The organism is Brevibacterium sp. Lmc1 (assembly GCF_057654315.1).
This window is the reverse complement of record NZ_CM172803.1, coordinates 1,797,256-1,822,744: the sequence shown is the minus strand read 5'-3', so window position 1 is coordinate 1,822,744 and position 25,489 is coordinate 1,797,256. Positions and strand designations below refer to the sequence as shown.

Genomic DNA, 25,489 nt, shown 5'->3' with positions numbered 1-25,489 from the left:
GCAGGTGGCCGTCAGCTTGGGCGGACTCAGGCGTTCATCGTGGCCTCGAGAACCGCGTCCCTGGCCTCCCGACGCTTGCGCTGCTCCTGCGGATCCGGAACGGGAACCGCAGACAGCAGACGCTGTGTGTACGGGTGGACGGGGTTCGACACGACCTGTGAGGACTTGCCGATCTCGACGAGGTAGCCGTGGCGCATCACCGCGATGCGCTCGGCGATGCGCTCGACCACGGCCAGGTCGTGGCTGATGAACAGACACGCGAAGCCGTATTCCTTCTGCAGGCCTTCGAACAGGTCGAGGACCTTCGCCTGCACGGACACGTCGAGGGCCGAGGTCGGCTCATCGGCGATGAGCAGCTTCGGGCGCAGGGTCAGGGCACGGGCGATGCCGATGCGCTGACGCTGACCTCCGGAGAGCTCATGCGGATAGCGGTTGCGCATAGAAGTCGGCAGTTCGACCGCGGTCAGCAGCTCCTCGACCCGCTTGCTCAGCTCCGGCCCTTTCATCCCCTCGTGGAGGTAGAGCGGCTCACCGATCGACTCTCCGACCGGCAGTCGCGGGTTGAGCGAGGAACCGGGATCCTGGAACACGATCCCGACTTCCTTGCGCAGGGGCCTCATCTGCTTATTGCTCAGGCCCTTGATGCTCGTGCCGTTGACGACCATGTCGCCTTCAACGGTGGGCAGCAGCCCGAGAGCGGCGCGCCCGATCGTGGTCTTGCCCGACCCCGACTCCCCCACCAGGCCCACGACTTCGCCGGGGGCGATCATGAGATTGATGTGATGAGCGGCGCGGAAGGCCTTCTTCCGTCCGATTGCGGGGTACTCGATCGCGGCGTCACGCAGCTGCAGAGCAGAGGGCTTCGAGAAGTCCGCCTGCGAACCTGGATGGTAGTACGTCTCCGTGGAGTCCATCTCGACATCGGGACGGTCCTGCGCGGTCACCTGAGCGCGAGCCTCGGCCACGGCCATATCGGCAGCCCCGGCCTCGGAGAGACCGTCGCCACCTACGGCGGAGTCCGGTGCGCCGACCGGGTCATCGGCGTGCGAGGCCTGATCGGAAGTGATATCGGACAGCGAGGCCTCGACATCGTCGATGCTGCCGCCGAATGCTTCGCTGTCGGTACCCTCACCGAGGTGGGGAACAGCCTCGAGGAGCTGCTTCGTATACGGATGCTGCGGGTTGTAGAAGATCTCCTCCGCGGTACCCGATTCGACCACCTTGCCGGCGCGCATGACGATGATGCGATCGGCCATATCCGCCACCACGCCCATATCGTGCGTGATGAGGATGATGCCCGCATCGAGCTTCGACTTCAGTTCGCGCATGAGCTTGAGGATCTCGGCCTGCACCGTGACGTCGAGCGCCGTGGTCGGCTCATCGGCGATGAGCAGCTTCGGCTGACAGGCCAGAGCCTGCGCGATCATGATGCGCTGACGCTGACCGCCGGAGAGCTGATGCGGGAACGAATGGAACCGATCCTCCGGATCAGGGATCTCCACCAGCCGCATGAGCTCGAGCGCCCGTTGCTTCGCCTCACTGGGACCGATGTCAAGGTGGACGCGCAGCGTCTCCACGATCTGGTACCCCGCGGTGTAGACCGGGTTGAGCGCAGTCATCGGCTCCTGGAAGATCACGGAGATGTCGTTGCCGCGCACGGCCTGCATCTTCTCCGGAGGCATGCCGATGAGTTCGCGCCCATTGAGCTTCGCTGAGCCGGTCGCACGGCCGTTGCTCGGCAGGAGGCCGAGCAGTGACATGCTCGACTGCGACTTTCCGGAGCCGGACTCGCCGACGATCGCAAGAACCTCGCCGGCATTGACCGTGTAGTCGAGGTGTTCGGCGGCCATCCACCATTCGTCGCTGACCCAGAACTGGACTCCGAGGTCATTGACCTCGAGGATCGGGGAGCCCGTCTTCGGCTGGGCCTCTGCTTTCTTCTCAGCCATCACTTCGCCTCTTTCTGTGCCATGCGCTCGGCCTTCTTCATCTTCCTCCAACTCGGGATGGTCTTCATCCGCGGGTCGAACGCGTCGCGCAGACCGTCGCCGATGAAGTTCACACACAGAGCGATGACGATGATGAACAAGCCGGGCCACCAGAACAGCCACGGACGAGTGGCGAAGGAGGTCTGGTATTCACTGATGAGCTGTCCCAACGAGATGCCGGGCGGTTTGATGCCGAAGCCGAGGTAGCTCAGCGAGGCTTCGAGCACGATCGCCTGACTCATGATCAGCGTCGTGTTGACGATGATGACGCCCATGGCATTGGGCAGCATGTGCTTGAACATGATCCGGAAATCGCTGGCCCCGGCCACGCGCGCCGAATCGACGAACTCCCGTTCGCGCAGCGACATGAAGTCTCCGCGGACGAGACGTGCAAGACCCACCCAGAGGATGCAGCCCAGCGCCACACCGAGCAGCGGGCCGTTCGCTCCGCCGACGAGCACACCGAGGATCGATCCGACCACGATGACCGGCAGGATGACGAAACCGTCGGTGATGCGCATGAGCACCGAATCGACCCAACCGCGGTAGTAGCCCGCAACAGCACCGACGACCGTGCCGATGATCAGGCAGACGATGCCGATGATGAACATGACGACGAGAGAGATCTGTGTCCCTTTCATCACTCGGGAGAAGTTGTCACGACCGATCTCATCCTGACCGAAGGGATGATCACCGAGTGAGAAGAAGTTCGCAAACGACCAGGTCGGGGCTCCGCCGGGGTTGACCACGGGCCCGGACGCCGTATGACTGAACTTCCACCAACCGGGGATTCCCGCAAATCCCTGTGCGCTGAAGGCGAAGATGGCCACGAGCACAAGGACGACGATGGAGATCATCGCGCCTTTGTGACGGAGGAATTTGCGCAGGACGATCTTGCCCTGGGAAAGACCTTCGGTTTCCTTCGACTCGATCGCATTGTCCCCGACTTCGTCGAGGGCGAGAGCGTTCTGTTTGTCGTTGTCAGTACTCATGCGTTCACTCGGATTCTCGGGTCGAGGACGGCATAGAGGAAGTCCGCGACCAGGTTGGCGATGATAGCGAGCAGGCCTGTGATCAGGATGTAGGCCATGACCGGGTCGAGCTCTGCCTGTCTCAGCGAATCGATGAAGAGCTTGCCCATGCCGTTCCAGCCGAAGATCGTCTCCGTGATGACGGCACCGCCGATCATTGTGATGATGTCGACGGGAACGACCGAGGCCAATGGCAGCAGCGCATTGCGCATAGCGTGCCGCATGATCACCGTACGTTCGTTGAGACCTTTGGCTCGTGCCGTGCGGATGTAGTCCTGGCCCAGGACCTCGAGCATCGAACCGCGGGTATAGCGGGTGTACGAGGCGAAGGAGATGAGGACGAGAGCGATCGACGGCAGCAGCAGGTGAGTGAACGAGTCGAGGTTCGTGATCCAGAAGTCGCCGTCGATATTCGGCGCCGATGCACCGATCGTCGCGATCGGACGATTGTTGATGGCCGGGTCGTCCGAATACTCCTGCCAGCCCTGCAGCACACGGTCGGCGAAGATGAGCACTGCCACGATGATGGCCGTGAAGCTCGTCGTGCGCGCGGTATCCCAGGGATCCGGGCCTCGGAATGCCAGACCGATGCCGACGGCGACGGCGATCGCAACGATGAAGAGCCCGAACATCCACAGCCAGTTCATGTCGACGTAGTAGAAGAGGTTCATCAGCGGCCAGTAGAGCAGCGCGCCGACGGCCACCGTGATGAGTGTGGCATAGAGCACGCGGCGGTTCTTCAGGCCCGTCGACAGGTACGTCATGACGATGGCCGCACCGGCGCCGATGACGACCACGCCGAGGAGGCCGATCGTCGGGTGCTGCATCCAGCCGCTGGCGAGGATGTAGTAGATGGTGCCGAAGGTGATGACCGCTGCGGCGACGAAGGTGATCACGCGACGCTTCGCGCTGCCGCCGAGCGCACCCATCCAGAACAGCCCCATGGCCACACAGCCGATGATGATCGGCCACCAGGATTCCAAGGTCGGATCGTTGATGAAGTTGTTGATGTCGATCGCTCCGTACTGCTTGAGCAGCACCGCCACCCAGAAGACGGGCAGCGAGTAGAGGAGGAACGAGACGAAGGTGATGAAGTAGTCGAAGCCCGAGTACTGGCGGATGGCCGAGATCATGCCGACGGCGATGCCGAGGATGATGGCCACGATCGTCGAGGCGGTGATGAGCTTGATCGTGTTGACGATCGCGCCCTGCAGCTGTTCGGTGACTTCCTGACCCGACTTCCAGGCGATGCCGAAGTCACATTGGCCGATGGCGCAGCCGCCGACTCCTGCCAACCACTTGAAATAACGGACGATGGCCGGAGTGTCGAGGTCGAGGAGACGTCGACGCGACTCGTAGAGAGCTTCGATGTTCGGTGATGTGCTCGCGCGCAGGTCCCAGAAGAAGTCGAGCGCGACGTTGAGGAGCAGGTAGAGGACGAAGGTGACGACGAGGAGCACGAGCGCTGTCGACAGCAATCGTCGGAGGATGAATCTGATCATGATGGGAGTTCCGTTTCAATCTTCCGAAAACGCCGCTGTGGGGACCACACAGTGATCCCCACAGAAGGCTTGAGTGGAGAAGAACCGATCGCGTCAGTCGCGGATCAGTTGACTTCCCACTCCCAGTAGTTCCAGAACATCGTCGGCGACACAGCGGTCGACTTCACGTTCTTCACGCTGTCACGGTAGATCGTCAGTTCGGGGAACTGGAAGATCGGCGCACCGAAGGCATCTTCGGTCAGCTGCTTCTCCATGTCGATGAGGAGATCCTGCTGCTCCTCTTCCTTGGACACGAGAAGCTTGTCGAGGATCTTGTTCATCTTCTCGCTCTTGTAGCCGCCGTAGTTGTTCTGCGCACCGTAGCGGAAGTTGGCATCGTTCTCGGACACGCCGGTGCCCTCGGACTGCCAACCGAACAGCGAAACATCGTAGGTGCCGTCACCGAGGCGGGTGCCCCAGTTGACATCTCCGACGTCCTTGATCTTGAAGCCGGCTTTCTCAGCCGATTCCTTGATCAGCTGAAACTCCTGCTGACGACGCGAGTTCGTGTTGTCGTACATGACACGCACGGTCGGGGAGTCCACTCCGGCTTCCTTGAGCAGCTTCTTCGCGGCCTCGACGTCACCATCTGCGGCATCGGCGACGCCGTTGACCTTGGTGATCGCGTCGTACATCGGCGAGCCCGGCACCTGCGAGTACGAATCACGGGTGACGGCTTTGTCGTTGAGGGGCTTGATGATCTTCTCGACGATGTCCTCACGCGGCAGAGCCTTGAGGAACGCCTGACGGACCTTCTTCGCCTTCTCCTCGTCGCCGCCGTTGGCAGCAGGATCGAAGGGACCCTTGTTGTCGAAGGTGAAGTCGACGTGCTCATACGTCGCACCATCGGCGGCATCGACATTGACTCCGTCGATCTTCTCGGCGGCGGAGAGGACGTCAGCGGTCGCCTGCGGCTGAGTCATATCGACCTCACCGTTCTCGATCGCCTGGATCATCGCCATCGGGTCGCCGTTGTAGCGGACCGTGACTGTCTTGACCTTCGGCTTCACCGGACCGGTGTACTTGTCGTCGAGCTCGAGGGTGACATACTGTCCCTCCTCGAACTTCGTCATCTTGTACGGACCGTTGTGGACCAGCAGGTCCTCGTCCTTCGGCATCGAAGTGAAGTCGAACCCGGTGTTCCAGGTGTTCGAGATCTTCGACAGCTTCTCGGTGTCCTTGTCCTTGATGGCCTTGAGGATGGCCTCCTTGCCCTTCTCGGCATCGTCGATCCCGAGAGCCTTCTTCGCCACGATATGAGCGGGCACACCGACGCCGTCGGCACCAGTGCCGAATTCGGTCTGCCAGTCGGCGAAGGGCTTGGAGTATTCGAGGGTGATCTCCTTGCCGTCGTCGGAGATCTCGGGGAACTTCTTGATCAGAGCCGAACCGGCGGTCGAGGAATCGAAGTAGACGGTCTTCGCGTCGTTCTTCTTCACCGTTCCGTCGTCGTTGTTGTTGGCTTCGACGGTGTTGAAGTTCGCCGAGGTGCCGGCCCAGGTCAGCGCCAGGTCGGCGGCGTCGACGGGGGTGCCGTCGGACCACTTGGCATCATCATTGAATGTGTACTTGACCTTGAGCGGGTCTTCGGAAACCTGTTCGACCTTGCCGAGGGCTCCGTCCTGAACTTCGAGGTCACCATCGTAGTACCCGAAGTTGTCATTCATCATGTAGGTGAGAATGGCGTTCGAGGTTGCATTGCCGTTGGCGGTCAGCGTATTCATCGACCGGAACGATTCGTTCCAACCGATATTGATGGCGGTGTCCTTCGATGCTTCGTCGTCATCGCCTCCGCCAGGGGGTGTGCAGGCGGTGAGCACCATTGCAGCGGCAGCCACAGAGGCACCAGCCGCGAGGAAGCGCTTGTTCACGTTCTCTCCTTGTTGTTCTAGGGCGAGTCACCCTCGTTCTTGCACCCCAAAGCCGGAGTGCATTCCGGTCACGTGAAGCATTTCGGCAGAGACCGAAGCGCATGTGACCGCGTTCATGTTTTTCACATGGATTGCAACAAAGTTAATTCACCGGCGACTGTGACGGAGTCCACATAATGAGCAAATTTCGGAATCGTTACCGTTTCGAAACCAAGGGAACAGACAACTTTTGTTCAGTCTCAATGGATAGGATGATCAGGTGGCTGACAGTGAGATAGATCGCAATGAGACCGAGCCGACCGTCGTGCGGACGACGAGTTCGACGGCCCTGTTCTTCATCGTCGGCGGGCTCTGCGCCTTGGGCGTGCTCTCAATCCTCTTCGGCGATTTCACGCTGCGCGGTCTGGCCGCCGCAGGCATCCCTCTGGCCGTCGGCACCTTGGTCTTCGTCTTCTACCGGTTCCCCCGCGTCGAGCTGCACAGACAGCAGCTCATCTTGGTCAATCCGCTGCAGACCGTGACGATCCCGTGGAACCTCGTCGACGGCTTCGAGACCCACTTCGGTCTGAGCGTGCGCACCCATGAGAAGAAGTTCGCCTCATGGCCGCTGGCCGGCAAGGGCAAGAAGTGGGAGAAGGACGAGCACGATATGCGCCGGCTCGTCGAGAATCCGAGCCCGGCCGTCGACACAGTGCTCGAGCGCTATTCGTCGCTCAGCGACGCAGAACTCGCCAACCCCGGTGGGCAGCGTGTCATCGAGACGAGATGGAACATCGGCATCATCGCCGTGGGTCTCCTCGCCATCGTCTGGGCGCTCTTCGGCTTCGCGGCACTGCCGAGCTGAGGTCACCAGCCGCGTTCGCGCCACTCCCCCAGTTTCGGACGTTCCTCGCCCAGGGTGGTCGAGTCCCCGTGTCCGGGCAGGACGAGAGTCTCGTCCGGAAGTTCGCCGAATACCCGCTCCTCGAGGTCGTCCATGAGTGAGGTGAAGTCCTCCGCCGACCAGGTCTTGCCCGGCCCGCCCGGAAACAGCGAGTCACCGGAGAACAGGATCGTCTGACCGCCGTCGCGCAGAAGCAGTGCGATCGAGCCGGGAGTGTGCCCGCGCAGTGCGATGGCTTGGAGGACGAATCCGCCGAAGTCCCCGACATCGCGGTGATCGACAGAGTGCGCGATCTCCACGCCTTCCGCCTCGGTGATGGCGGCCGCGTCCGCGGCACCGGCGATCGTCATCGCCTCCGGATAGTTCGCCGAGGTGGCCGGCAGTGCCCGAATATGATCCCAGTGCTGGTGTGTGGTGATGATCGCTCGCAGCATGGGTTCCGCGTCGGTGTCCTGGGCTCCCGAGTCGATGAGCTCGGTGATCGCCTCGGCGTCGTCGGCGGCGTCGATGAGCACCTGGGAGCCGGTCTCTTTGGCGGTGAGCAGATAGACGTTGTTCGCCATCTCGGAGACCGCGATAGAGCGGATGATGACGTGCTCGGTTTCGATCGTGTGCATTTCCAAACTCCTCAATCTGTGCTGATGCTTCCGAGGTTCAGGGACAGGTCACCAGGCTCCGCGGGTGTACTGCGGAGGGTAGGGTCCGGGTTCGGCTCCGAGGACATGGGCGGCCCGCTGCGGCCAGGAAGGTTCGCGCAGGGCTGCTCGGGCCATGAAGATCGCATCGGCCTGTCCCGTGCTGAGGATGGTCTCGGCCTGCTTCGGATCGGTGATGAGTCCGACGGCTCCGGTCGGCACGCCCTCGGCGCGGATCGCCGCGGCCAGCGACACCTGGTAACCGGGACCGATGGGGATCCGCACCGGATAGTTGCCGCCCGAGGAGACGTCGATGAGGTCGACTCCAGCCTCCGACAGCGCACGGCTGACATCGGCGGCTTCGGCGATGTCGAATCCGCCGTCGGTCCATTCGCTGGCCGAGATGCGTACGAACACCGGCACGTCCTCACCGACCTCGGCGCGGACGGCCGCATAGACCTCGTGGAGCAGTCGGGACCGACCGGCGAGATCGCCGCCGTATTCGTCGCTGCGCTGGTTCGACAGCGGGGACAGGAAGGAATGGAGCAGATAGCCGTGGGCTGCGTGGAGCTCGACGAGGTCGAACCCGGCATCGATCGAACGTCGGGCAGCGGCCGCGAAGGCGGCGACCACCTCGGCGATGTCGTCCTTCGTCATCTCCACGGGCTCGGCCAGCTGCGGATAGGCGATGGAGCTGGCGCCGAACGTCGGCCATCCGCCCTCGGACTCGGGGACGCTGCCCTTCGGTTCACCGGTGAAAGGACGATAGGTGCTGGCCTTGCGGCCGGCATGGGCGAGCTGAATGCCGATGATGCTGCCCTGGGAGTGGACGAAGTCGACGACGGCCGACCATGACTCTGCCTGGTCGTCGTTCCAGATTCCGGCGTCCTGTGGTGAGATTCGACCTTCGGGGACGACTGCGGAGGCTTCGGTGAGGATGAGCCCGAATCCGCCCTGCGCCCGGGCACCGAGGTGGACGAGATGCCAGGGGCCGGGCATTCCGTCTTCGGCTTCGCAGGAATACTGGCACATCGGTGCCAGCCAGATGCGATTGGGGATCTCGGTTCCGCGCAGTGTCAGCGGTTCGAACAGCTCAGTCATGACATCAGTCTGCCAGTTCCGCTCGGACTCAGACACCGGTCCCGAATACCGGAACGGCGAAGATGCCGCGGTCCGCTCCTCTCTAGAGCTGGCCGCAGAACTCCTGGATGTGATCGACGACGATCTCAGGGTGTTCGACCATCGGCAGGTGAGCGGAGTCCGGGATCGTGGCGAAGTGCGAACCTTCGATCTGTTCGGCCATCTCCGACATCGCTTCGGGAGTGCAGCCGGAATCCTGGGCGCCGGCGATGACGAGCGTCGGGGTGGCGATCGAGCCGAGCTTCCCACTCAGATCGTAGGTCTTCAGCGCCGAGGCGGCCGCGATGTACGCCTCGTCATCGACCAGGGCGAGGTCGGACAGGATGAGGTGGCCGGTGGCGATGTCCTCGCCGAGGAACCCGGCGGCGAACCACCGATCGGCGGTGTCATCGACAAGTCCCTTGGTGCCGTCGGCGCGGACTTCGCCGATGCGTTCGTCCCAGGATTCCGGAGTGCCGAACTTCTCGGCCGTCGCACAGGCGACGAGTCCGGCCAGCGAATCGGGGTGGTTGAGCGCCAGGGTCAGACCGACGCCGCCGGAGATCGAGACTCCGCAGTAGATGAAGGACTCCACCCCGAGCTCGGCGAGGGACTCGACGACACCGGAAGCCAGCGCTTCGACTGTCAGCGGGGCGGACGCCTCGGCGAGGGAATCGCCGGCGGGAAGGGTATGTCCGGGAAGGTCGGTGAGATAGATCTGGAAATCGTCGGCCAGACGCGCGGCCACGGAGGTCCACAAAGGCATCCGAGTGCCCAAAGCGTTGCCGAAGACGAGGACGGGAGAACCGGGATTGTCGTTGAAGGCACGAACGGCGATGCGCATGGAGGCTCCTTGAGAACTGAAAGTGCGAACGGATTTCGACTGGATACGACGGTCGTCGATGAGCTGGATTCGACGGGGAAGCTGTGTCGGGATCGGTCAGGAGTCTGTCGTTGACAGCCTACCGCCGGAGTACTCGAGATAACAGCTCGGGCACAGTGACTCATAGGTCACGGAATTGCCGTCGATGGCGACCTGATCGCCGTCGAAGATGAACTGTCCGTCGACGAGGCGGCCGTTGAACATCGCCTTGCGGCCGCAGCGGCAGATCGTCTTGAGTTCCTCGAGGGTGTGGGCGATCTCGAGCAGTCGCGCTGAACCGGGGAATGCCTTCGTCTGGAAGTCTGTGCGGATTCCGTAGCACATCACCGGCACCGAGGCGGTGGTGGCGATCCGCATGAGCGAATCCACTTGGACGGGGCTGAGGAACTGCGCTTCGTCGATGAGCAGGCACGCGACCGGGATCTTCGGGGCGTCGATGGATTCGATGAGGGCATCGTGGTCGACGTAGTCGGCATGTTCGGCATAGATCCGCTCCACGTCACCGTCGGCGGGGATGACGAAGTCGACCTCACGGGTGACGCCCAATCGGGACACGATCTGCGATGCGCCTTTGGTGTCGATCAGCGGCTTGGCCAGCAGAACGCGCTGGCCGCGTTCCTCGTAGTTGAAGGCCGCTTGCAGAAGAGCGGTCGACTTGCCGGAATTCATCGCCCCGTACCGGAAGTAGAGTTTGGCCACTGTCGTCCTCTTTCTGTTGTCCGTGCCGACACAGAAGACTACCGGGTGCCACCTGGGGATGTGAGCACCATCATCGGCCGGGGCCGCCTACCGAAATGGCCCAGAAGGTAGGATGGAGGGCGATAAACCCCAAGAAGATGCGGAGTGGTCCTTAACTATGGCTAAAATCATTTACACGCGCACGGATGAAGCGCCGCTTCTGGCGACGTATTCGCTCAAGCCGATCATCGAAGCCTTCGCCACGTCGGCCGGTGTCGAGGTTGAGACCAGGGACATCTCTCTCGCCGCACGCGTGCTGGCCCAGTTCAACGACCGTCTGCCTGAGGAACAGCAGGTCGGCGACGCACTCGCGGAGCTGGGCGATCTCGCCAAGACCCCCGATGCCAACATCATCAAGCTGCCCAACATCTCGGCGTCCGTCCCGCAGCTGAAGGCGACGATCTCCGAACTGCAGTCCCAGGGCTACGACCTGCCCGCCTACCCGGAAGAGCCTTCGACCGATGAGGAGAAGGACGTTCGGGCACGCTACGACAAGGTCAAGGGTTCGGCCGTCAACCCGGTGCTGCGGGAGGGCAACTCCGACCGTCGCGCTCCGCAGGCAGTGAAGAACTTCGCCAAGGCCCACCCGCATTCGATGGGCGAATGGTCCAAGGACTCGAAGACCCGCGTCGCCACCATGGGCTCGGACGACTTCCGCGACAACGAGAAGTCCGTGATCATCGAGGCCGATGACACCCTGTCGATCCGCCTGCGCACCGCTGCGGGAGAGACGAAGGTCCTCAAGGAGTCCCTGCCCGTTCTGGCCGGCGAGATCGTCGATTCGACGAAGATGAACGCCGCCGCCCTCGACGAATTCGTCAAGGACCAGATCGCCGCGGCCAAGGCCGACGGCGTCCTCTTCTCCGTCCACCTCAAGGCCACGATGATGAAGGTCTCCGACCCCATCCTCTTCGGCAAGGTCATCGAAGCCTTCTTCCCCGACGTCTTCGCCGAGTACGGTGACGTCCTCGCCGAGGCGGGACTGACCTCCGACAACGGACTGGCCGCCATCCTCGCCGGGCTCGACACCCTGCCTGCCGAGGCGGCTGCCGGAGTCAAAGCCGGAATCGAGAAGGGTCTGGCCGACGGGCCCGACCTGGCCATGGTCAACTCGCACAAGGGCATCACGAACCTCCACGTGCCCTCCGACGTCATCGTCGATGCCTCTATGCCGGCGATGATCCGCGTCGGCGGCAAGATGTGGAACAAGGATGACCAGACCCAGGACACCCTGGCCGTCATCCCCGACTCCTCCTACGCCGGCGTCTACCAGACCGTCATCGAGGACTGCCAGGCCAAGGGCGCCTTCGACCCGCGGACCATGGGCACCGTGCCCAACGTCGGTCTCATGGCGCAGAAGGCCGAAGAGTACGGCAGCCACGACAAGACCTTCGAGATCCCGGAGGCCGGAACCGTCGAGGTCGTCAACTCCACCGGCGATGTGCTGATGAGCCACGAGGTCGCTGCCGGTGACATCTGGCGTGCCTGCCAGACGAAGGACATCCCAGTGCGCGACTGGGTCAAGCTCGCCGTCACCCGTGCCCGCCTGTCCGAGACTCCGGCCGTGTTCTGGCTCGACGAGACCCGCGCCCACGACCGCAACATCACGTCGAAGGTCGAGGAATACCTCAAGGACCACGACACCGAGGGCCTGGACATCCGCATCATGAACCCGGTGGAGGCCACTCAGTTCTCCATCGACCGCATCCGTGAGGGCAAGGACACCATCTCGGTGACCGGCAACGTGCTCCGCGACTACAACACCGACCTGTTCCCGATCCTGGAGCTCGGCACCTCGGCGAAGATGCTCTCCGTCGTTCCGCTCATCGCGGGCGGCGGGCTGTTCGAGACCGGTGCCGGCGGCTCGGCTCCGAAGCACGTTCAGCAGCTCGTCGAGGAGAACCACCTGCGCTGGGACTCCCTCGGTGAGTTCCTCGCCCTGGCAGAGTCCTTCCGCCACGAGTTCAACGTCCACGGAAACGAGCGGGCCGGAGTGCTGGCCGACACCCTCGACGCCGCGACCGGCAAGTTCCTCGAAGAGAACAAGTCGCCGTCGCGCAAGGTCGGCGAGATCGACAACCGCGGCAGCCACTTCTACCTCACCCTGTACTGGGCGCAGCAGCTGGCCGAGCAGACCGCGGACGAAGCTCTGGCCGAGGCCATCGCCCCCGTGGCGAAGGCACTGGCTGAGAAGGAGGACGCCATCGTGGCCGAGCTCCTCGAGGTTCAGGGCGGCCCGGTCGACCTGGGTGGGTACTACTACCCGAACGATGCGAAGACCGAAGCCGCCATGCGGCCTTCGGCCACGCTCAATGAGATCATCTCCTCGCTGAGCAAGACCGTCTGATCAACTGATCGACACCCCTTAGGAAAGAGTCCCGGCAGCGGTTGCCGGGACTCTTTCTGCAAACCTGCCTTATGCGCCCCATCAGCAGTTATGATGGGGCGCATGAGTACTCAAGACCCGCGTGGCGATTCGCAGACGCCCGAAGAGCTCCTGGCCGAAACCGATTCAGTCCTCGGCAGCGATACTCCCGCGACGGGCGAGACCGCTGCGGTGGACAAGACCCGAGAGATGTCCCCGCAGGAGAGGCATGAGCAGACCCAGCCTCCGACGGGACACACCGGTGAACTGCCGTCGACGAAGGCCGGATCCGGAATGTCCGCGGGAATGTGGGTCTCCCTCATCCTCGGCGCCCTCATCGTCGTCCTGCTGCTCATCTTCATTCTGCAGAACAATGTCCCGGCCGAGTTCAAGTACTTCGGCTGGCAGTTCGAACTGCCCCTGGGCGTGGCGATGCTCTTCGCTGCGATCGGCGGCATCCTCATCGCCGGAATCATCGGTTCGGTGCGGATCTTCGTGCTCAACCGCAAGCTGAAGAAGATCAACAAGGCCCTGGGCCGCTGATCGATGGCGCACCACCCCAGCTTCACCGAACTGCCCACCGAGTTGCCCGTCACTCTCATCCTCGCCGATACCTCGGCCGAAGCGGCCTGGGCGCGGGATGACGATTCCGTGCTCACCGAGCAGGAACGCAACTATGCGAAGGAATTCGACGCCGAGGCGGCCGCCACCTGGTCTGCCGGCCGGGTCGTCCTCCGCCATGTGCTCGGAGCGCATCTGAGTCAGGACCCCGCCGCGATCGAGATCCGCCTCGACTCGGCGGGCAAACCACGTCACGACGAGTGCGAGTTCTCGGTCTCGAGGTCTCGTCGCCTCGTCCTCATCGCCGTCTCCGACGACCCGGTCGGACTCGACATCGAAGCGATCCCCGAGCGAGATGTCGCACTGGAGGCGATGCAGCTGCTCCATGAGAGAGAACGGGCAGAACTCGAAGCGCTTCCCGATGACGACTTCGCTGCCGGCTTCGTCCGTGTGTGGGCGCGCACCGAAGCTTTTCTCAAGGCGCTGAGCACGGGCCTGGCTCGCGATCCGGGTCTCGACTACATCGGCGCCGGACCGGAACCGAACTCACCGCATCCCGATGTCGACATCCACGATCTCGAGGCCGGTATTCCCGACGGCCATATCGCGGCCATCGCCTTCAACCGCTGAGCGCACGCCGTGCCGACGTCAGCTGCGCGCCGATCAAGGCCTACAGCAGATACGTGCCGGTAGACGGGCGCACAAGTGCGCCAACGCTTGATCGACGGAGAGCGGCGCGCGGGAACGCTTGATCGACGGAAAGCACCGTGCGGGAACGCTTCATCGGCGTAGGGCGGCGTGCGACAGCGGTCAGGGGTTCTGCGGCTCGTCTTCGCTGAACGACGGGCCGTTCTCGCCGGTCGTGAAGACCACGGCGATGCCCAACGAGCCCACTCCGACCAATCCGAAGAGGACCCAGGCGCCGGCAGGGTTGCTCGCAGCGGCGAGGATGAGGCCGACGACGACCGCGACGATGAGAAGCGCGTCGAAGACCATCGGGAACTTCAGGTAGCGTTTCTCCCCCTTGGTCACGGCATAGGAGATCTGGGTGGCAGCGCTGAGGAAGAGCAGCACCAGCGCGGTGACGACCAACCAGCGTGGGGCGAGGAAGAAGTCCTCGAGCCCGCCGATGAAGATGAAGCCGAGCACGGCCAGCAGCAGCTTGATGATGCCGTCGACTGCAAATCCGGAATTCCTCATGACTGAATCCTACTCAACAGGGACTTCACCGCCCCCAAGGCCTCCCGCAGCGCAGGGGCCTCGACGTTCGAATGGGCGATGACCAGACCGTGTCGAATCTCGTCGCCACCGGTCCAGCCGCGAGCCAACGAGGCGACGAGGATGCCGCGCTCGGCTAGCTCCCTCAGGAGGCTTTCGGCCTGGGCCTGAGACGTTTCGATGACGAGGGTGCGTCCCTCGTGGACGAGACCGGGGATCGGTCCGATCTCGGATACGACATCCTCGGCGGCCCGGAGTCGCCGCCGTCCCCGGGAGATGCGGCGACGCAGCCCACCGGAGCCGAGGTAGGAGGCGATGGCCATCTGCAGAATCGGCGAGTAGGCCGGCCCGAGTGCCGCGCGCAGGCTCATGAGCTCCTCCGAGATCGGTCCGCGAGCGATGACGTATCCGGTCGATACGGCCGAGGTCAGCAGGGCAGAGAAGGTGCCGATGTGGACGACCTGCGCGCTGCTGCCGGTCGATGATGCGAGGTCGAAGAGGGTCGGCAGCACTGTGCGGGTGAAGCGGGCCTCACTGTCGTAGTCGTCCTCGACGATGAGGACGTTTCCTCGAGCTGCCCAGTCCAGCAGGCGGGCACGCTGGTCGACCGGCATCGGTGTTCCGTGCGGGAACTGGTGATTCGGTGTCACGACGGCCGCAGCCACATCGGCCCGTGCCGGCGAGGAGCCGACCAAGTCCAGAGGCACAAGCTGCTGGTCGGTCATCGCCTGGCGCAGACCCGGGAAACCGGGATTCTCCACGGCGATGGATCCGGAGACGCCGAGGCTCAGCAGCAGGCGCAGACCATCGCGAGACCCGCTGGTGAGGATGATCTCGTCGGGGTCGACGGCCATCCCACGAGTCAGCCGCAGATAGTCGGCGATCGCCCACCGGGCACGGGGCTGGCCCAAGGGGTCGATCGGGCCCGGGTCGAGGTCGAGTGATTCCCTCCAGGCCCGACGAAAGGCCGGTTCGCGCAGAGGATCGTCACCGCCGAACCCCGGGCGCAGGTCGACATAGTTGCGCAGGCGCCGCCTCGGCGAGTCCGGAACTCGGCGCTTGGGACGCACCGTCGTCGAGGCGGCGGGCAGGTCGGGATTGATCCGCGTGGCCGAACGCTCGGCGGCGATGAGGAATCCTTCCACGGCAAGCTGCGCATAGGCGGTCTCCACACTGCCGCGAGAGATTCCGAGATGCTTGGCCAACCGACGGCTCGAAGGCACAGCATCCCCCGGCCGCAGAGTCCCCTCCGAAATCAGACGACGCAGCTCCTGAGTGAGCTGATCCGGCAGCGGAGTCGACAGACCTTTGTCGACGTTCACCGGCAGAGCGATGCCCTCGGCCTGAGTGCCGTTCGGTGACTTCGTGACCATGAGTCGATCATAGAGCGATCACGTCTATCTGGCCTAAAATACTTGCATATTACTGGCTCTCTCAATGAGCCACTCATCGGTTTAGGCTGGTCGAGAACGGCCGTTCACCCCGAAGAACCACGATCCCTCCGACCTCCGGCAGCAGACAGAGATCCCTCTGTTCTGTTCCCCGTGGCGACCCGGATCGACTCCGCGACAGTGAATGGATCTACACCACAATGACCGAAACACAGACCCTGCTCAACACCGGACTGGCTCAGATGCTCAAGGGCGGCGTCATCATGGACGTCGTCAACGAAGAGCAGGCACGCATCGCCGAGGCGGCCGGCGCTTCCGCAGTCATGGCCCTCGAACGCGTCCCTGCCGACATCCGCGCACAGGGTGGAGTCGCCCGGATGAGCGACCCCGACCTCATCGACTCGATCATCAGCGCCGTGTCTATCCCGGTGATGGCCAAGGCCCGCATCGGCCATTTCGTCGAGGCCCAGATCCTCGAGACCCTCGGTGTCGACTACATCGACGAATCGGAGGTCCTCTCCCCCGCCGACTACGTCAACCACATCGACAAGTCCGTCTTCAAGGTGCCGTTCGTCTGTGGTGCGACCAACCTCGGTGAGGCTCTGCGCCGTATCCAAGAGGGCGCATCGATGATCCGCTCGAAAGGCGAGGCAGGAACCGGCGACGTCTCCGAGGCGATGCGCCACCTGCGGACCATCAACTCCGAGATCCGTGCACTGGGAGCGAAGAGCGAAGACGAGCTCTACGTCGCGGCCAAGGAGATCGCCGCCCCGTACCACCTGGTCAAGCAGGTCGCCAGCCTCGGCCGTCTGCCCGTCGTGACCTTCGTCGCCGGCGGCATCGCCACCCCGGCAGACGCAGCGATGATGATGCAGCTCGGTGCCGACGGCGTCTTCGTCGGCTCCGGCATCTTCAAGTCCGGCAACCCGGAGGCCCGTGCGAAAGCCATCGTCGAGGCGACCACGCACTTCGATGACCCGCAGGCCGTGGCCGAGGCATCCCGCGGACTCGGCGATGCGATGGTCGGCATCAACGTCGCCGACGTCCCCGCACCGCACCGCCTGGCCGAGCGCGGCTGGTGAGAGTCGGCGTCCTCGCCCTCCAGGGAGCCTTCCGTGAGCACCTGCTCATGCTCGGCTCCCTGGGGGTCGACACCCTCAAAGTCACCAGGTCCGAACACCTTACGGGCCTCGATGCGCTCGTTCTGCCCGGCGGTGAGTCCACTGCCATGGTGCGCATCGCCGCCGGCACGGATCTCTTCGCGACTCTGCGCGAACACATGGCCGGCGGTCTGCCGGTCTTCGGCACCTGTGCCGGACTCATTCTCTTGGCCGACCGGCTCAGCGACGATTCGCTGGGTGGGTATGACCGCCTCGGCGGGCTCGATATCATCGTTGCCCGCAACGCCTACGGTCGACAGCGCGAGTCCTTCACCGCCCCGCTGACCGTACGCGGACTGGACGAACCGGTCGAGGGCACATTCATTCGTGCCCCGCAGATCCTCGAGCTCGGGCCTGACACCGAGGTGCTCTCCCGTCACGACGACGTGCCCGTCCTCGTCCGGCAGGGCTCGGTCTGGGGTGCCAGCTTCCACCCGGAATTGGGCACCGACGGACGAATCCATGCAGAATTCCTCCACCACCTCGGTGCCGCTGTGTAAAGATTGACTCATGACTGAGCAGGCGTTGCAGACACTCAAAGACGGATACACCTTCGACGGCGAGACACTCGATCTTGGGGTCGCCCTGAACGGTGAAGAACCCTCGAAGGAGACCCCGATCTCCATCCCGTTGTCCATGCTCAATCGGCACGGCCTCGTCGCCGGTGCCACGGGAACCGGTAAGACCGTGACCCTGCAGGTGCTCGCCGAGCAGCTGTCACGGGCCGGAGTGCCGGTGTTCGCCTCTGACATCAAGGGCGATCTCTCGGGCATCGGCGCTGCCGGCGTCGAATCCGACAAGCTGCGCAAGCGCCTCGATGCCGCCGGTCAGGACTGGCAGTCGCGGTCCAATCCGACCGAGTTCTACACTCTCGGTGATTCGGGGCTCGGCACTCCCCTGCGAGCGACGGTGACCTCGTTCGGGCCGATTCTGCTGGCAAAGGTGCTCGAACTCAACGACACTCAGGAATCCGTCCTCTCTCTGGTCTTCCACTATGCCGATCAGGCAGGGTTGGCGCTGCTCGACCTCTCCGACCTCAAGGCCGTCCTCACCTTCCTCACTTCTGACGAGGGAAAGGCCGATCTCGAAGGCATCGGCGGGGCGTCGAAGGCCACCGTCGGCGTCATCCTGCGCAAGATCTCCGAACTCGCTGCCCAAGGCGGCGACGTGTTCTTCGGCGAACCGGAATTCGACACCGCTGATCTGCTGCGCACCGACGACAACGGTGCCGGAATCGTCTCTGTGCTCGAACTGCAGAAACTCAGTCAGTCGCCGGCCCTGTTCTCCACGTTCCTCATGTGGCTGCTGGCCGACCTGTTCCAGGACCTGCCGGAGGTCGGCGACCCGGACAAGCCCTCGCTTGTGTTCTTCTTCGACGAAGCCCACCTGCTCTTCGCCGGCGCGTCGAAGGCCTTCCTCCAGTCGGTGACGCAGACCGTGCGACTGATCCGCTCGAAGGGCGTCGGCATCTTCTTCGTCACTCAGACGCCGAAGGATGTTCCCGAAGATGTGCTCGCACAGTTGGGTTCGCGCATTCAGCACCAGCTGCGGGCACATACACCCAACGACGCGAAGGCGCTCAAAGCGACCGTGCAGACCTTCCCGAAGTCCGACTACGACCTCGAAGAGCTGCTCACCTCGCTCGGCATCGGCGAAGCCGTGGTCACCGTCATGGACCCCGATGGTGCTCCGACCCCGGTGGCACCGACGCGAATGCGAGCCCCGGAGTCGAAGATGGGGCCGATGAGCGAGGACGAGATCAAAGCGGCTGTGGCGGCGTCGCCCCAGCATGAGAAGTACGGCACCGCGATCGACAACGAATCTGCCCGCGAGATCCTCGCCAAGCGCCTCGAGGGCGGGTCAGAAGCTCACGCCGAGGAACAGAAGTCAGCTCCTGCCGATGCGCCCGCTGAGAGTCAGGGTCGCGACGCTTCAGCGGACAAGATCGACTTCCCGGAGGAGTCAGGCGGTTCTGGGAAGAAGTCGGCGAAGAAGGACGACGAGAACCTGTTTTCCCAGGTCGTGAAGTCCTCGGCGTTCAAACAGTTCACAAGGACCGCGGCACGCGAGATCGCACGCGGAATCTTCGGCACCTCACGACGCCGGCGCTGATACCCGCAGTGTCTTCTCACCGGCGCTCACCCGCAGTTCCAGGCAGTCGCCGATGAGGTCTCCGTCGAGTTGTGCCGGTACCGGATATTCGACGGTGACCGTCGTCTCGGTTGTGCGCCGATAGTTCATGAGCGGGTGGGCCTCCGGTCTGCCCTGCAGGCATGCCGCGGCGATTCCTGCCCAGGCTCGGCACCGCGCCATGGGTGAGTGCGGAAACGGGCCGACGGTGAGCATGGAGAAGGTCGGAGCATCAATGCGCGCTTCGGGGAACACGGCGATGGGACCGGCAGGACGGGCGACCTTCGACGCCATCACCGACCACACCAGCCCCGAGTCGGTTCCCTCCCCTGTGCTTGCGGTGTCTTCCGCTCTTGCGGCGTCCCTCATGCTTGCGGTGTCTCCCGTGCTCGCGGTGAAATCTGCGGCGACGAGGGCCTGCGCGGCTCCCCAGGCGTAGCCGAGCAGCCCGAGCGAGACATGGTGGTGGGCGACGGCCCGGGCGTCTCCCCCGATTCCTGCGAGACTGATGAACTCGGTGCGATGTCGAGCGCCGTCGGCCGTCTGGTACTCCGCAGTATTGATCGGAACGTTCCGGAGGTTCGGCGGATAGCCGTCACGGATGATCGAGGCGATCGTGCGCTTGCAATGGTCAATGGCGTGCCGGGAGGATCGGAGGCCGATATGGCGGCTGAGCACGTTCGCGGTCCCGGTCGGGACGAGGAACGTCAGGATGTCCGCCTCGGCGAGTACCGGCGCTGTCGCTCGGATGGTGCCGTCGCCACCGAGGATGATGACGATGTCAGCGCCCCATTTGACGAGCTGTTCGGCTTGCCAACGACCGGAACGGTCGACGCTGGTGGTCATGCTTCGGTAGTGCGCGCCGGTATTGCGCAGTTCCGGCACGAGCTCGGCATACGCCCGCAGGGTCGCCGGGTGTTTGGGATTGAGGATGATCCCGACGGCAGTTCGGCCCGCAGGCGATGCCGGTCGGTCGCCTTCACCCACACGGCTGGCCCACTGTGTGCGTGTCATGTGGCGATCGTCCACCGTCGGTCGTCTCTGCGTGCTCAGACGAAGGCCGGGTGGGTTGCACTCACCGATTCGACGGCCTCGAGGTCAACCTTCTCCCCTGGGAAGGTGTCGACGCGGACCCGCGGACCGGTCTTGAGGGGTGATCGTTTCCAGGTCGCGCGTGCGCGGGTGCCGGTCACCACCGTGTTCTTGAACATTCCGTTGCCTCCGGGCACAACGAGTCTCTCATTCGCAGGGTCGAGTGTGGCGCTGCGGTCCTTGTACCCGAGGATGATCTCGTCGAATCCCGGCAGCAGCATGGTCTCCTGCGCCGCCGTCTCCCATTCGGCCAGTCGGTCCTCCAGATCCGGTGCGTGAGCGTAGTCGGTGCCGTCGATGTCGGTGCTCACGATCTCTCCGGCATCGATTCCGGCGCGGATGGCCTTTCTCATTCTCGTCTTCGGCAGTCCCGTCCACCGTGTCGCGTCATCGACTGTGACCGGTCCGTGACTGGTGACGAAGCGTCTCATCCATTCGTGGTCGGCCGCCTCGGTGTCCAGCTCTGTAGGTGTGGGCACCCAATCGGCGGTGAGCACGTATTTCATGTCATCTTTGCCCTCGATCACGGGGGCTTGGACGATGATGTTCTGCAGCGCCAAGGAAGTGATGAGGCAACGGGCGTGGCCGTATTCGTCTCCGGCACCGATGGGAGCGAACGCTTCGAGCACCTCTTCGCGCGTCAGCGGTCCCCGGTCCCGGATGGCCGCTGTGGCGAGTTCCGCTGCAGTATCGAGCATCGCGTCGGTGATGCCGAAATACTCGCGCCGCTTGGCCGTGGATTTCATGATCCGTGCCCCGGTGAGGCCGAGGATCCACCCGATGTCCTTGGCCGTGGTCAGATGGATGGTGCCGCGCTGGGTCCAGGAACGCACGATCTCTCCGGAATCGATGGCGGCACGGACCGCGGCCACACCGTCAGTGACATCCGGTCCTAGGCGCAGGGCGATGGAGATCAGTGCACCGCCGAGAGCTTGGGCTTGGACACAGCCGAGATGCTCGACGACTGCGCCGGCGGTTGAGAGGTCGGTTCCTGTCGGTGACTCGGGTGGAGGTCCGATGAGTCCCTGCGAGATCAGACGGGCTGCCGAGATCTGATGTGCGTCCATGGTCCAACGGTAGTGCACGCCGGTGACATGGCGGTTGTGAAAAGACGACAGAGCTGGGATCGCAGACGGCGATCGTACAGTTGACCCTTCAGCCCATGATGTCGATGAGTCCGGGCACCCGCACCCGCGGCAGTGTGCCCGAGGAGGCGAATTCGCCCCAGGTCCGGCGCAGCTCGGGACCGGCGATATCGGTGGTCGCACCGTAGTCGAGGAAGGAATCGTGCCAGATATCGCCGGGGAAGATCAGCGGCAGATCTCCGGAGTGGGCCGCGTCGAAGAAGCTGCCGTCTCCGCGGGAGACGATGAGCAGGCGGGCGCCTTGACCGCCGGACATCCGGTGGCGGTCGTAGAATTCGCGTCCGGCCCGGGTATAGACCGCCGAGGTGATTCCGGAGATGAGGGATTCGAGCATCGGCGAGGTCAGGGTGCGATCGTGGAGGCGACGCAGTGCGGGAACGAAACCGGCGAAGAACGCGATCTCCCGTTCCGTGCGGGTCATGAGGACGTCGAATTTCGGGGCGACTTCGGCCCAGGCCTCGGCTGCCTTCGAGCGTGATGGCAAAGGGTACTGGCCGTAACGGACTCCGAAGCACATTCCGGCATGCAGACCCCCGACGAGGGCGGCTTTGTGCACTTCTTCCTGCGCTCGGAGGATGCCGTCGACGCCGGCTTCAGGGTCGATCTTCTGGGCGACTTTCCCCATTGCCCAGTTCATTGCGTCGGTGCCGCCGGCGAGTCCCAAGGGTGCTGAGGCCATGAGCACACGATGGAAGAGTCCTGCGGTGCCTTCGGCGATCATGAGGTGGGCGCAGGCGTCTGCTCCGGCGCTTTGCCCGGCGATCGTGACGTTGTCCGGGTTGCCGCCGAAGGCGGAGATGTTCGTCTGCACCCAGCGCAGGGCGGAGATCTGGTCGAGCACTCCGAGGTTGAGGTGTTCGTCTCGGCCGGTTCCGAGGTATCCGAGGACTCCGAGGCGGTAGGTCACGGAGACGACGATGATGTTCTGCTCGGCGGCCAGGGCGTGCGGATCGTAGATCTCCGCGTCCCCGGCCCCGGCGACGTAGGCTCCGCCGTGGATCCAGACGAGGACGGGAAGCCCCGCCTCGGTGATGGTGTCCTTCGGCATAGTCACGCTCACGCGCAGACAGTCTTCGCTGATGGGCAGCCCGCCGAGCTGATCGAAGGTCATTCCGGCATTCGGGTCGCGGCGCAGCTGCGGGCTTGCCGGGCCCGGTCGACCGCCGTCGATGAAGTCCACCGGAGGTTCATCGACGGGAGGGAGGAAACGACCTGCACGGGCGTAGCGGATGCCCCGTGCGCGGATCACGTCGTCGTTGACGTAGGCGCGCACGCGTCCGCACGGGGCGGCGATGTCCCGTGTCTCCTCCATTTGGTCAGCTTACTTGCTGGGTTCGACCGGGGGTTCGGCCGACCAGGGGAAGACGATCCACTGATCGGTGCGCTTCCACACGAAGTCCGGGTCGATGATCGATGCGGACTTCGCGTAGATGACGGCCGACTGGGCTTCCGCACCGTGTTTGCGCAGCAGTTCGAGGACGAGGGCGAGGGTGCGGCCGGAGTCGGCGACGTCATCTACGACGAGCAGCTTCTTGCCCTTGATCGCTTCGATGTCGAGCATCGGGGCGAGCAGGATGGGGTCGGGCAGGGTCTCGTGGACGTCGGTGTAGAACTCGACGTTGATGGCGTCGGAAAGCTTGAGTCCGAGCGCGTAGGCGAGTGCTCCGGCGGGCAGCAGTCCACCGCGGGCTACGGCGATGACGATCTCGGGATCGTAGTCGGAATCCGCGATGGTCTGCGCCATCTCACGCGCCGATCGGCCGAACATGTCCCAGCTGAGAATCTCTTTTTCGTCGAGATCGGTCGAATCGGCGTGATAGGCCATGGATGCTCCTCTTGTCTGCCCGTTTGTGGTTCGAGCTTCAAGGATACGCTGTCGCCGGTTCAGCGCAGAAATACCTCGAGTCCGGCTATCTCCTGCGCCTGCGAACCGGTATGGGTCGGCGGGTTCGGGTTGACCCAGTACTCCCCCGTGTGGGCATTGCGTTCGAGCAGGCGGTAGTCGATGAGTTCGCGACGCAGCAGGGCGAAGTCCGGATGGAAATCCCCGAGGATGCCGTTGAGTCGTTTTTCGGCGTAGACCTGGTCCGGGTCGAGGGCGGCGAGGACTTCGATGAGGACGAGCACGAGGGCGCGTCGTTTCGTCGGAATGGCGACGATGTGGCCGTCCGGCATGAACGTTTTCAGTGTCTTCGCCCGAAACCGTGCGATCTCCGGGGCGATGACGGATTCGCTGCGGGAATCACTGTTGGATCCTGAACCCTGGTTCGCGGCGACCAGCGCGGTGCGGGCCGTGGTGTAGTTCTCACCGGTTTCGGTCATCCGCGTGCGAACGAGCTTCTTGAAATCCTTGTCCTTGGTCATGGTGTCACTTCCTCAAACGACCAAGTCTCCCCCAGCACGAAACCTGGTCAGGAAATCACCGTGCCGGTTTCGTCCGAGGATTCTCTCCCCTTCGCCATGCGGTCGGTGTGCTGGGAACACGACCTCGGCTGGGCGTTGGATGCGCCGAACACCAGTATAAACACAGTGGTCGGCGTTCGAAGCCGTTGCCGGTTGTCAGCTCTCGAGCGCTTCGAGGTACATCCACCGCCCGGCACGGCGGACGAAGGAGGAGTTCTCTTCGAGGACATGATCGCCGAGGTGGTCCCGGAATCGCGCACGGAACTGCACGGTGCCGGTGACATCGTCGAATCCCCCGCCCGTGGTGGACACGATTTCGAGGCCGAGCCACGTGGTGGCGTCATCGACGCCGACATCGTCGGGTCGGGTCTTGGCATGCCAGGTGCGGAAGAGGTGGTCTTCGTTGCCGCGGACGAAGGCGGTGTAGCGGGAGCGCATCAGCGCCTCGGCGGTGGTGGGCCAGGAATCACCGTCGAGGGCGGGGCGGCAGCAGTCGTCGTAGGCGGTGCCGGGAGGCATTCCGGAGCAGGGGCAGATCATCAGTCGATGATATCGGCAGTGGACAGCCGTAGGCGGCGTGCGAAGATGGAGTCATGACTTCACTGTTCCTGTCTGGAGATCCGAAGGCCGATGCACTCTTGGCCGAAGACCGCTTCGCTCTGCTTGTCGGGATGCTGCTCGACCAGCAGGTGACCATGGAGAGCGCCTTCGCTGGGCCGGCCAAGCTGGCCGACCGGCTCGGCAAGCTCGATATCGACGAGATCGCCGAGATGAACCCGGACGATTTCCTCGACATCTTCGCGCAGACTCCCGCGGTCCACCGGTTCCCGAAGTCGATGGCTGGACGGGTGCAGAAGCTGGCCGCGGCCATTGTCGACGAATACGACGGCAACCCCGAGGCTATCTGGACTGAGGGCGACCCCAGCGGCGCCGAGGTCCTCAAACGACTGAAGAAACTCCCCGGTTTCGGTGATCAGAAGGCCAAGATCTTCCTGGCGCTGCTCGGCAAGCAGTTCGAACTCCAGGCCGAGGGCTGGCAAGAGGCTGCCGGCGACTACGGTGACGCGGACGCCCGTCGTTCGATCGCCGACGTCGTCGATGACGTCACTCTGCAAGAGGTGCGTGCTTTCAAGAAGCAGCAGAAGGCTGCGGCCAAGGCGGCGAAGGCCGCGAACAAGTAACCGCAGTCGCCGAAAGGTCGGTGCTTCCACGCACTCGGGCGTGAGTTATCCACAGATTCGACTTCGCCTGTTCTAAAAAGCGTGCCTGTCGAATAATGTAGGGAATCCGGGTGTCGGCCGACGGGGTCGCGCCGCAGTTGCAGACCACAGAGGC

At 63.7% G+C, this 25,489-nt stretch carries 24 protein-coding genes; 8 read left to right on the top strand and 16 right to left on the bottom strand.

Annotated elements, in window-relative coordinates:
- Window positions 1–26 precede the first annotated feature (26 nt).
- The 4 genes from AC239G_RS08110 to AC239G_RS08095 all read right to left on the bottom strand — a co-directional run bounded on the left by AC239G_RS08110 (window position 27) and on the right by AC239G_RS08095 (window position 6,431).
- Window positions 27–1,949 carry an ABC transporter ATP-binding protein gene (locus tag AC239G_RS08110; protein ID WP_487490053.1) on the bottom strand — a complete coding sequence of 641 codons (1,923 nt, stop codon included), beginning with the start codon at window positions 1,947–1,949 and terminating at the stop codon, window positions 27–29.
- Complete coding sequence (locus AC239G_RS08105; protein ID WP_139466925.1) at window positions 1,949–2,980, bottom strand: ABC transporter permease; 1,032 nt, start codon at window positions 2,978–2,980, stop codon at window positions 1,949–1,951. The genes AC239G_RS08110 and AC239G_RS08105 overlap by 1 nt, the downstream gene beginning before the upstream one ends.
- A complete protein-coding gene (locus AC239G_RS08100) occupies window positions 2,977–4,521 on the bottom strand; it encodes an ABC transporter permease (protein WP_139907628.1) in 1,545 nt (514 codons plus the stop codon). Before AC239G_RS08100 ends, AC239G_RS08105 begins: the two co-directional genes overlap by 4 nt.
- 104 nt (window positions 4,522–4,625) lie before the next feature.
- Window positions 4,626–6,431, bottom strand: coding sequence for an ABC transporter family substrate-binding protein (locus tag AC239G_RS08095; RefSeq protein WP_139466923.1), 1,806 nt, complete (start codon window positions 6,429–6,431; stop codon window positions 4,626–4,628).
- 259 nt (window positions 6,432–6,690) lie between these two features.
- On the opposite strand from AC239G_RS08095, the gene AC239G_RS08090 reads away from it, so the two are divergent.
- On the top strand, window positions 6,691–7,275 hold the full coding sequence (locus AC239G_RS08090; protein WP_229663900.1) for a hypothetical protein: 585 nt from the start codon (window positions 6,691–6,693) through the stop codon (window positions 7,273–7,275).
- Between the two features lie 2 nt (window positions 7,276–7,277).
- Here the strand turns inward: AC239G_RS08090 and AC239G_RS08085 are convergent, their stop codons facing one another.
- The 4 genes from AC239G_RS08085 to AC239G_RS08070 all read right to left on the bottom strand — a co-directional run bounded on the left by AC239G_RS08085 (window position 7,278) and on the right by AC239G_RS08070 (window position 10,650).
- The gene (locus AC239G_RS08085) at window positions 7,278–7,931 is read right to left on the bottom strand and encodes an MBL fold metallo-hydrolase (RefSeq protein ID WP_487490052.1); all 654 of its coding nucleotides are present in this window, start codon (window positions 7,929–7,931) and stop codon (window positions 7,278–7,280) included.
- 48 nt (window positions 7,932–7,979) lie between these two features.
- Entirely contained in the window at window positions 7,980–9,050 is a 1,071-nt protein-coding gene (locus AC239G_RS08080; RefSeq protein WP_181270424.1) for an NADH:flavin oxidoreductase/NADH oxidase, read from the bottom strand.
- Between the two features lie 82 nt (window positions 9,051–9,132).
- A complete protein-coding gene (locus tag AC239G_RS08075) occupies window positions 9,133–9,912 on the bottom strand; it encodes an alpha/beta fold hydrolase (RefSeq protein WP_482401684.1) in 780 nt (259 codons plus the stop codon).
- Window positions 9,913–10,008: 96 nt separating this feature from the next.
- Complete coding sequence (locus AC239G_RS08070; RefSeq protein WP_139907616.1) at window positions 10,009–10,650, bottom strand: thymidine kinase; 642 nt, start codon at window positions 10,648–10,650, stop codon at window positions 10,009–10,011.
- Between the two features lie 157 nt (window positions 10,651–10,807).
- Here AC239G_RS08070 and AC239G_RS08065 point away from each other — a divergent pair, with 157 nt between their 5' ends.
- The 3 genes from AC239G_RS08065 (at window position 10,808) to AC239G_RS08055 (ending at window position 14,245) form a co-directional block, all read left to right on the top strand.
- Window positions 10,808–13,036, top strand: a complete 2,229-nt coding sequence (locus AC239G_RS08065) for an NADP-dependent isocitrate dehydrogenase (protein ID WP_181270422.1) — start codon at window positions 10,808–10,810, stop codon at window positions 13,034–13,036.
- 102 nt (window positions 13,037–13,138) lie between these two features.
- The gene (locus tag AC239G_RS08060) at window positions 13,139–13,597 is read left to right on the top strand and encodes a LapA family protein (protein ID WP_139466917.1); all 459 of its coding nucleotides are present in this window, start codon (window positions 13,139–13,141) and stop codon (window positions 13,595–13,597) included.
- 3 nt (window positions 13,598–13,600) lie between these two features.
- On the top strand, window positions 13,601–14,245 hold the full coding sequence (locus tag AC239G_RS08055) for a 4'-phosphopantetheinyl transferase family protein (RefSeq protein ID WP_446655689.1): 645 nt from the start codon (window positions 13,601–13,603) through the stop codon (window positions 14,243–14,245).
- A 180-nt stretch (window positions 14,246–14,425) separates the two neighbouring features.
- On the opposite strand, the gene AC239G_RS08050 is transcribed toward AC239G_RS08055, so the two are convergent.
- Window positions 14,426–14,815 carry a hypothetical protein gene (locus tag AC239G_RS08050; RefSeq protein WP_172169086.1) on the bottom strand — a complete coding sequence of 130 codons (390 nt, stop codon included), beginning with the start codon at window positions 14,813–14,815 and terminating at the stop codon, window positions 14,426–14,428.
- Complete coding sequence (gene pdxR, locus AC239G_RS08045; RefSeq protein ID WP_172169083.1) at window positions 14,812–16,206, bottom strand: MocR-like pyridoxine biosynthesis transcription factor PdxR; 1,395 nt, start codon at window positions 16,204–16,206, stop codon at window positions 14,812–14,814. Before pdxR ends, AC239G_RS08050 begins: the two co-directional genes overlap by 4 nt.
- Window positions 16,207–16,424: 218 nt before the next feature.
- Between pdxR and pdxS the strand changes: the two genes are divergently transcribed.
- From pdxS to AC239G_RS08030, 3 genes are read left to right on the top strand one after another with little or no spacing between them, the layout of a single operon-like run.
- Window positions 16,425–17,306 carry a pyridoxal 5'-phosphate synthase lyase subunit PdxS gene (gene pdxS / locus AC239G_RS08040; protein WP_139466913.1) on the top strand — a complete coding sequence of 294 codons (882 nt, stop codon included), beginning with the start codon at window positions 16,425–16,427 and terminating at the stop codon, window positions 17,304–17,306.
- Entirely contained in the window at window positions 17,303–17,884 is a 582-nt protein-coding gene (gene pdxT / locus AC239G_RS08035) for a pyridoxal 5'-phosphate synthase glutaminase subunit PdxT (protein ID WP_434595010.1), read from the top strand. The genes pdxS and pdxT overlap by 4 nt, the downstream gene beginning before the upstream one ends.
- A gap of 10 nt (window positions 17,885–17,894) precedes the next feature.
- Window positions 17,895–19,496, top strand: coding sequence for a helicase HerA-like domain-containing protein (locus tag AC239G_RS08030; RefSeq protein WP_139466911.1), 1,602 nt, complete (start codon window positions 17,895–17,897; stop codon window positions 19,494–19,496).
- On the opposite strand, the gene AC239G_RS08025 is transcribed toward AC239G_RS08030, so the two are convergent.
- The 6 genes from AC239G_RS08025 to AC239G_RS08000 form a co-directional block, all read right to left on the bottom strand.
- Window positions 19,479–20,528 carry a diacylglycerol/lipid kinase family protein gene (locus AC239G_RS08025; protein WP_139466910.1) on the bottom strand — a complete coding sequence of 350 codons (1,050 nt, stop codon included), beginning with the start codon at window positions 20,526–20,528 and terminating at the stop codon, window positions 19,479–19,481. The genes AC239G_RS08030 and AC239G_RS08025 overlap by 18 nt on opposite strands.
- A 35-nt stretch (window positions 20,529–20,563) precedes the next feature.
- On the bottom strand, window positions 20,564–21,673 hold the full coding sequence (locus AC239G_RS08020; RefSeq protein WP_487490051.1) for a winged helix DNA-binding domain-containing protein: 1,110 nt from the start codon (window positions 21,671–21,673) through the stop codon (window positions 20,564–20,566).
- Between the two features lie 88 nt (window positions 21,674–21,761).
- Window positions 21,762–23,063: a carboxylesterase family protein gene (locus tag AC239G_RS08015; RefSeq protein ID WP_139466908.1), complete on the bottom strand. Its 1,302-nt coding sequence runs from the start codon at window positions 23,061–23,063 to the stop codon at window positions 21,762–21,764.
- Window positions 23,064–23,072: 9 nt separating this feature from the next.
- On the bottom strand, window positions 23,073–23,576 hold the full coding sequence (locus AC239G_RS08010) for a phosphoribosyltransferase (RefSeq protein WP_025778180.1): 504 nt from the start codon (window positions 23,574–23,576) through the stop codon (window positions 23,073–23,075).
- Window positions 23,577–23,635: 59 nt separating this feature from the next.
- Window positions 23,636–24,115 (bottom strand): DUF2087 domain-containing protein, encoded by a 480-nt coding sequence (locus AC239G_RS08005; protein ID WP_139466907.1) that lies wholly within the window; start codon window positions 24,113–24,115, stop codon window positions 23,636–23,638.
- Between the two features lie 195 nt (window positions 24,116–24,310).
- Entirely contained in the window at window positions 24,311–24,694 is a 384-nt protein-coding gene (locus AC239G_RS08000; protein ID WP_248283830.1) for a YchJ family protein, read from the bottom strand.
- 53 nt (window positions 24,695–24,747) lie between these two features.
- On the opposite strand from AC239G_RS08000, the gene AC239G_RS07995 reads away from it, so the two are divergent.
- Window positions 24,748–25,335, top strand: a complete 588-nt coding sequence (locus tag AC239G_RS07995; protein ID WP_139466906.1) for an HhH-GPD-type base excision DNA repair protein — start codon at window positions 24,748–24,750, stop codon at window positions 25,333–25,335.
- Window positions 25,336–25,489 lie beyond the last annotated feature (154 nt).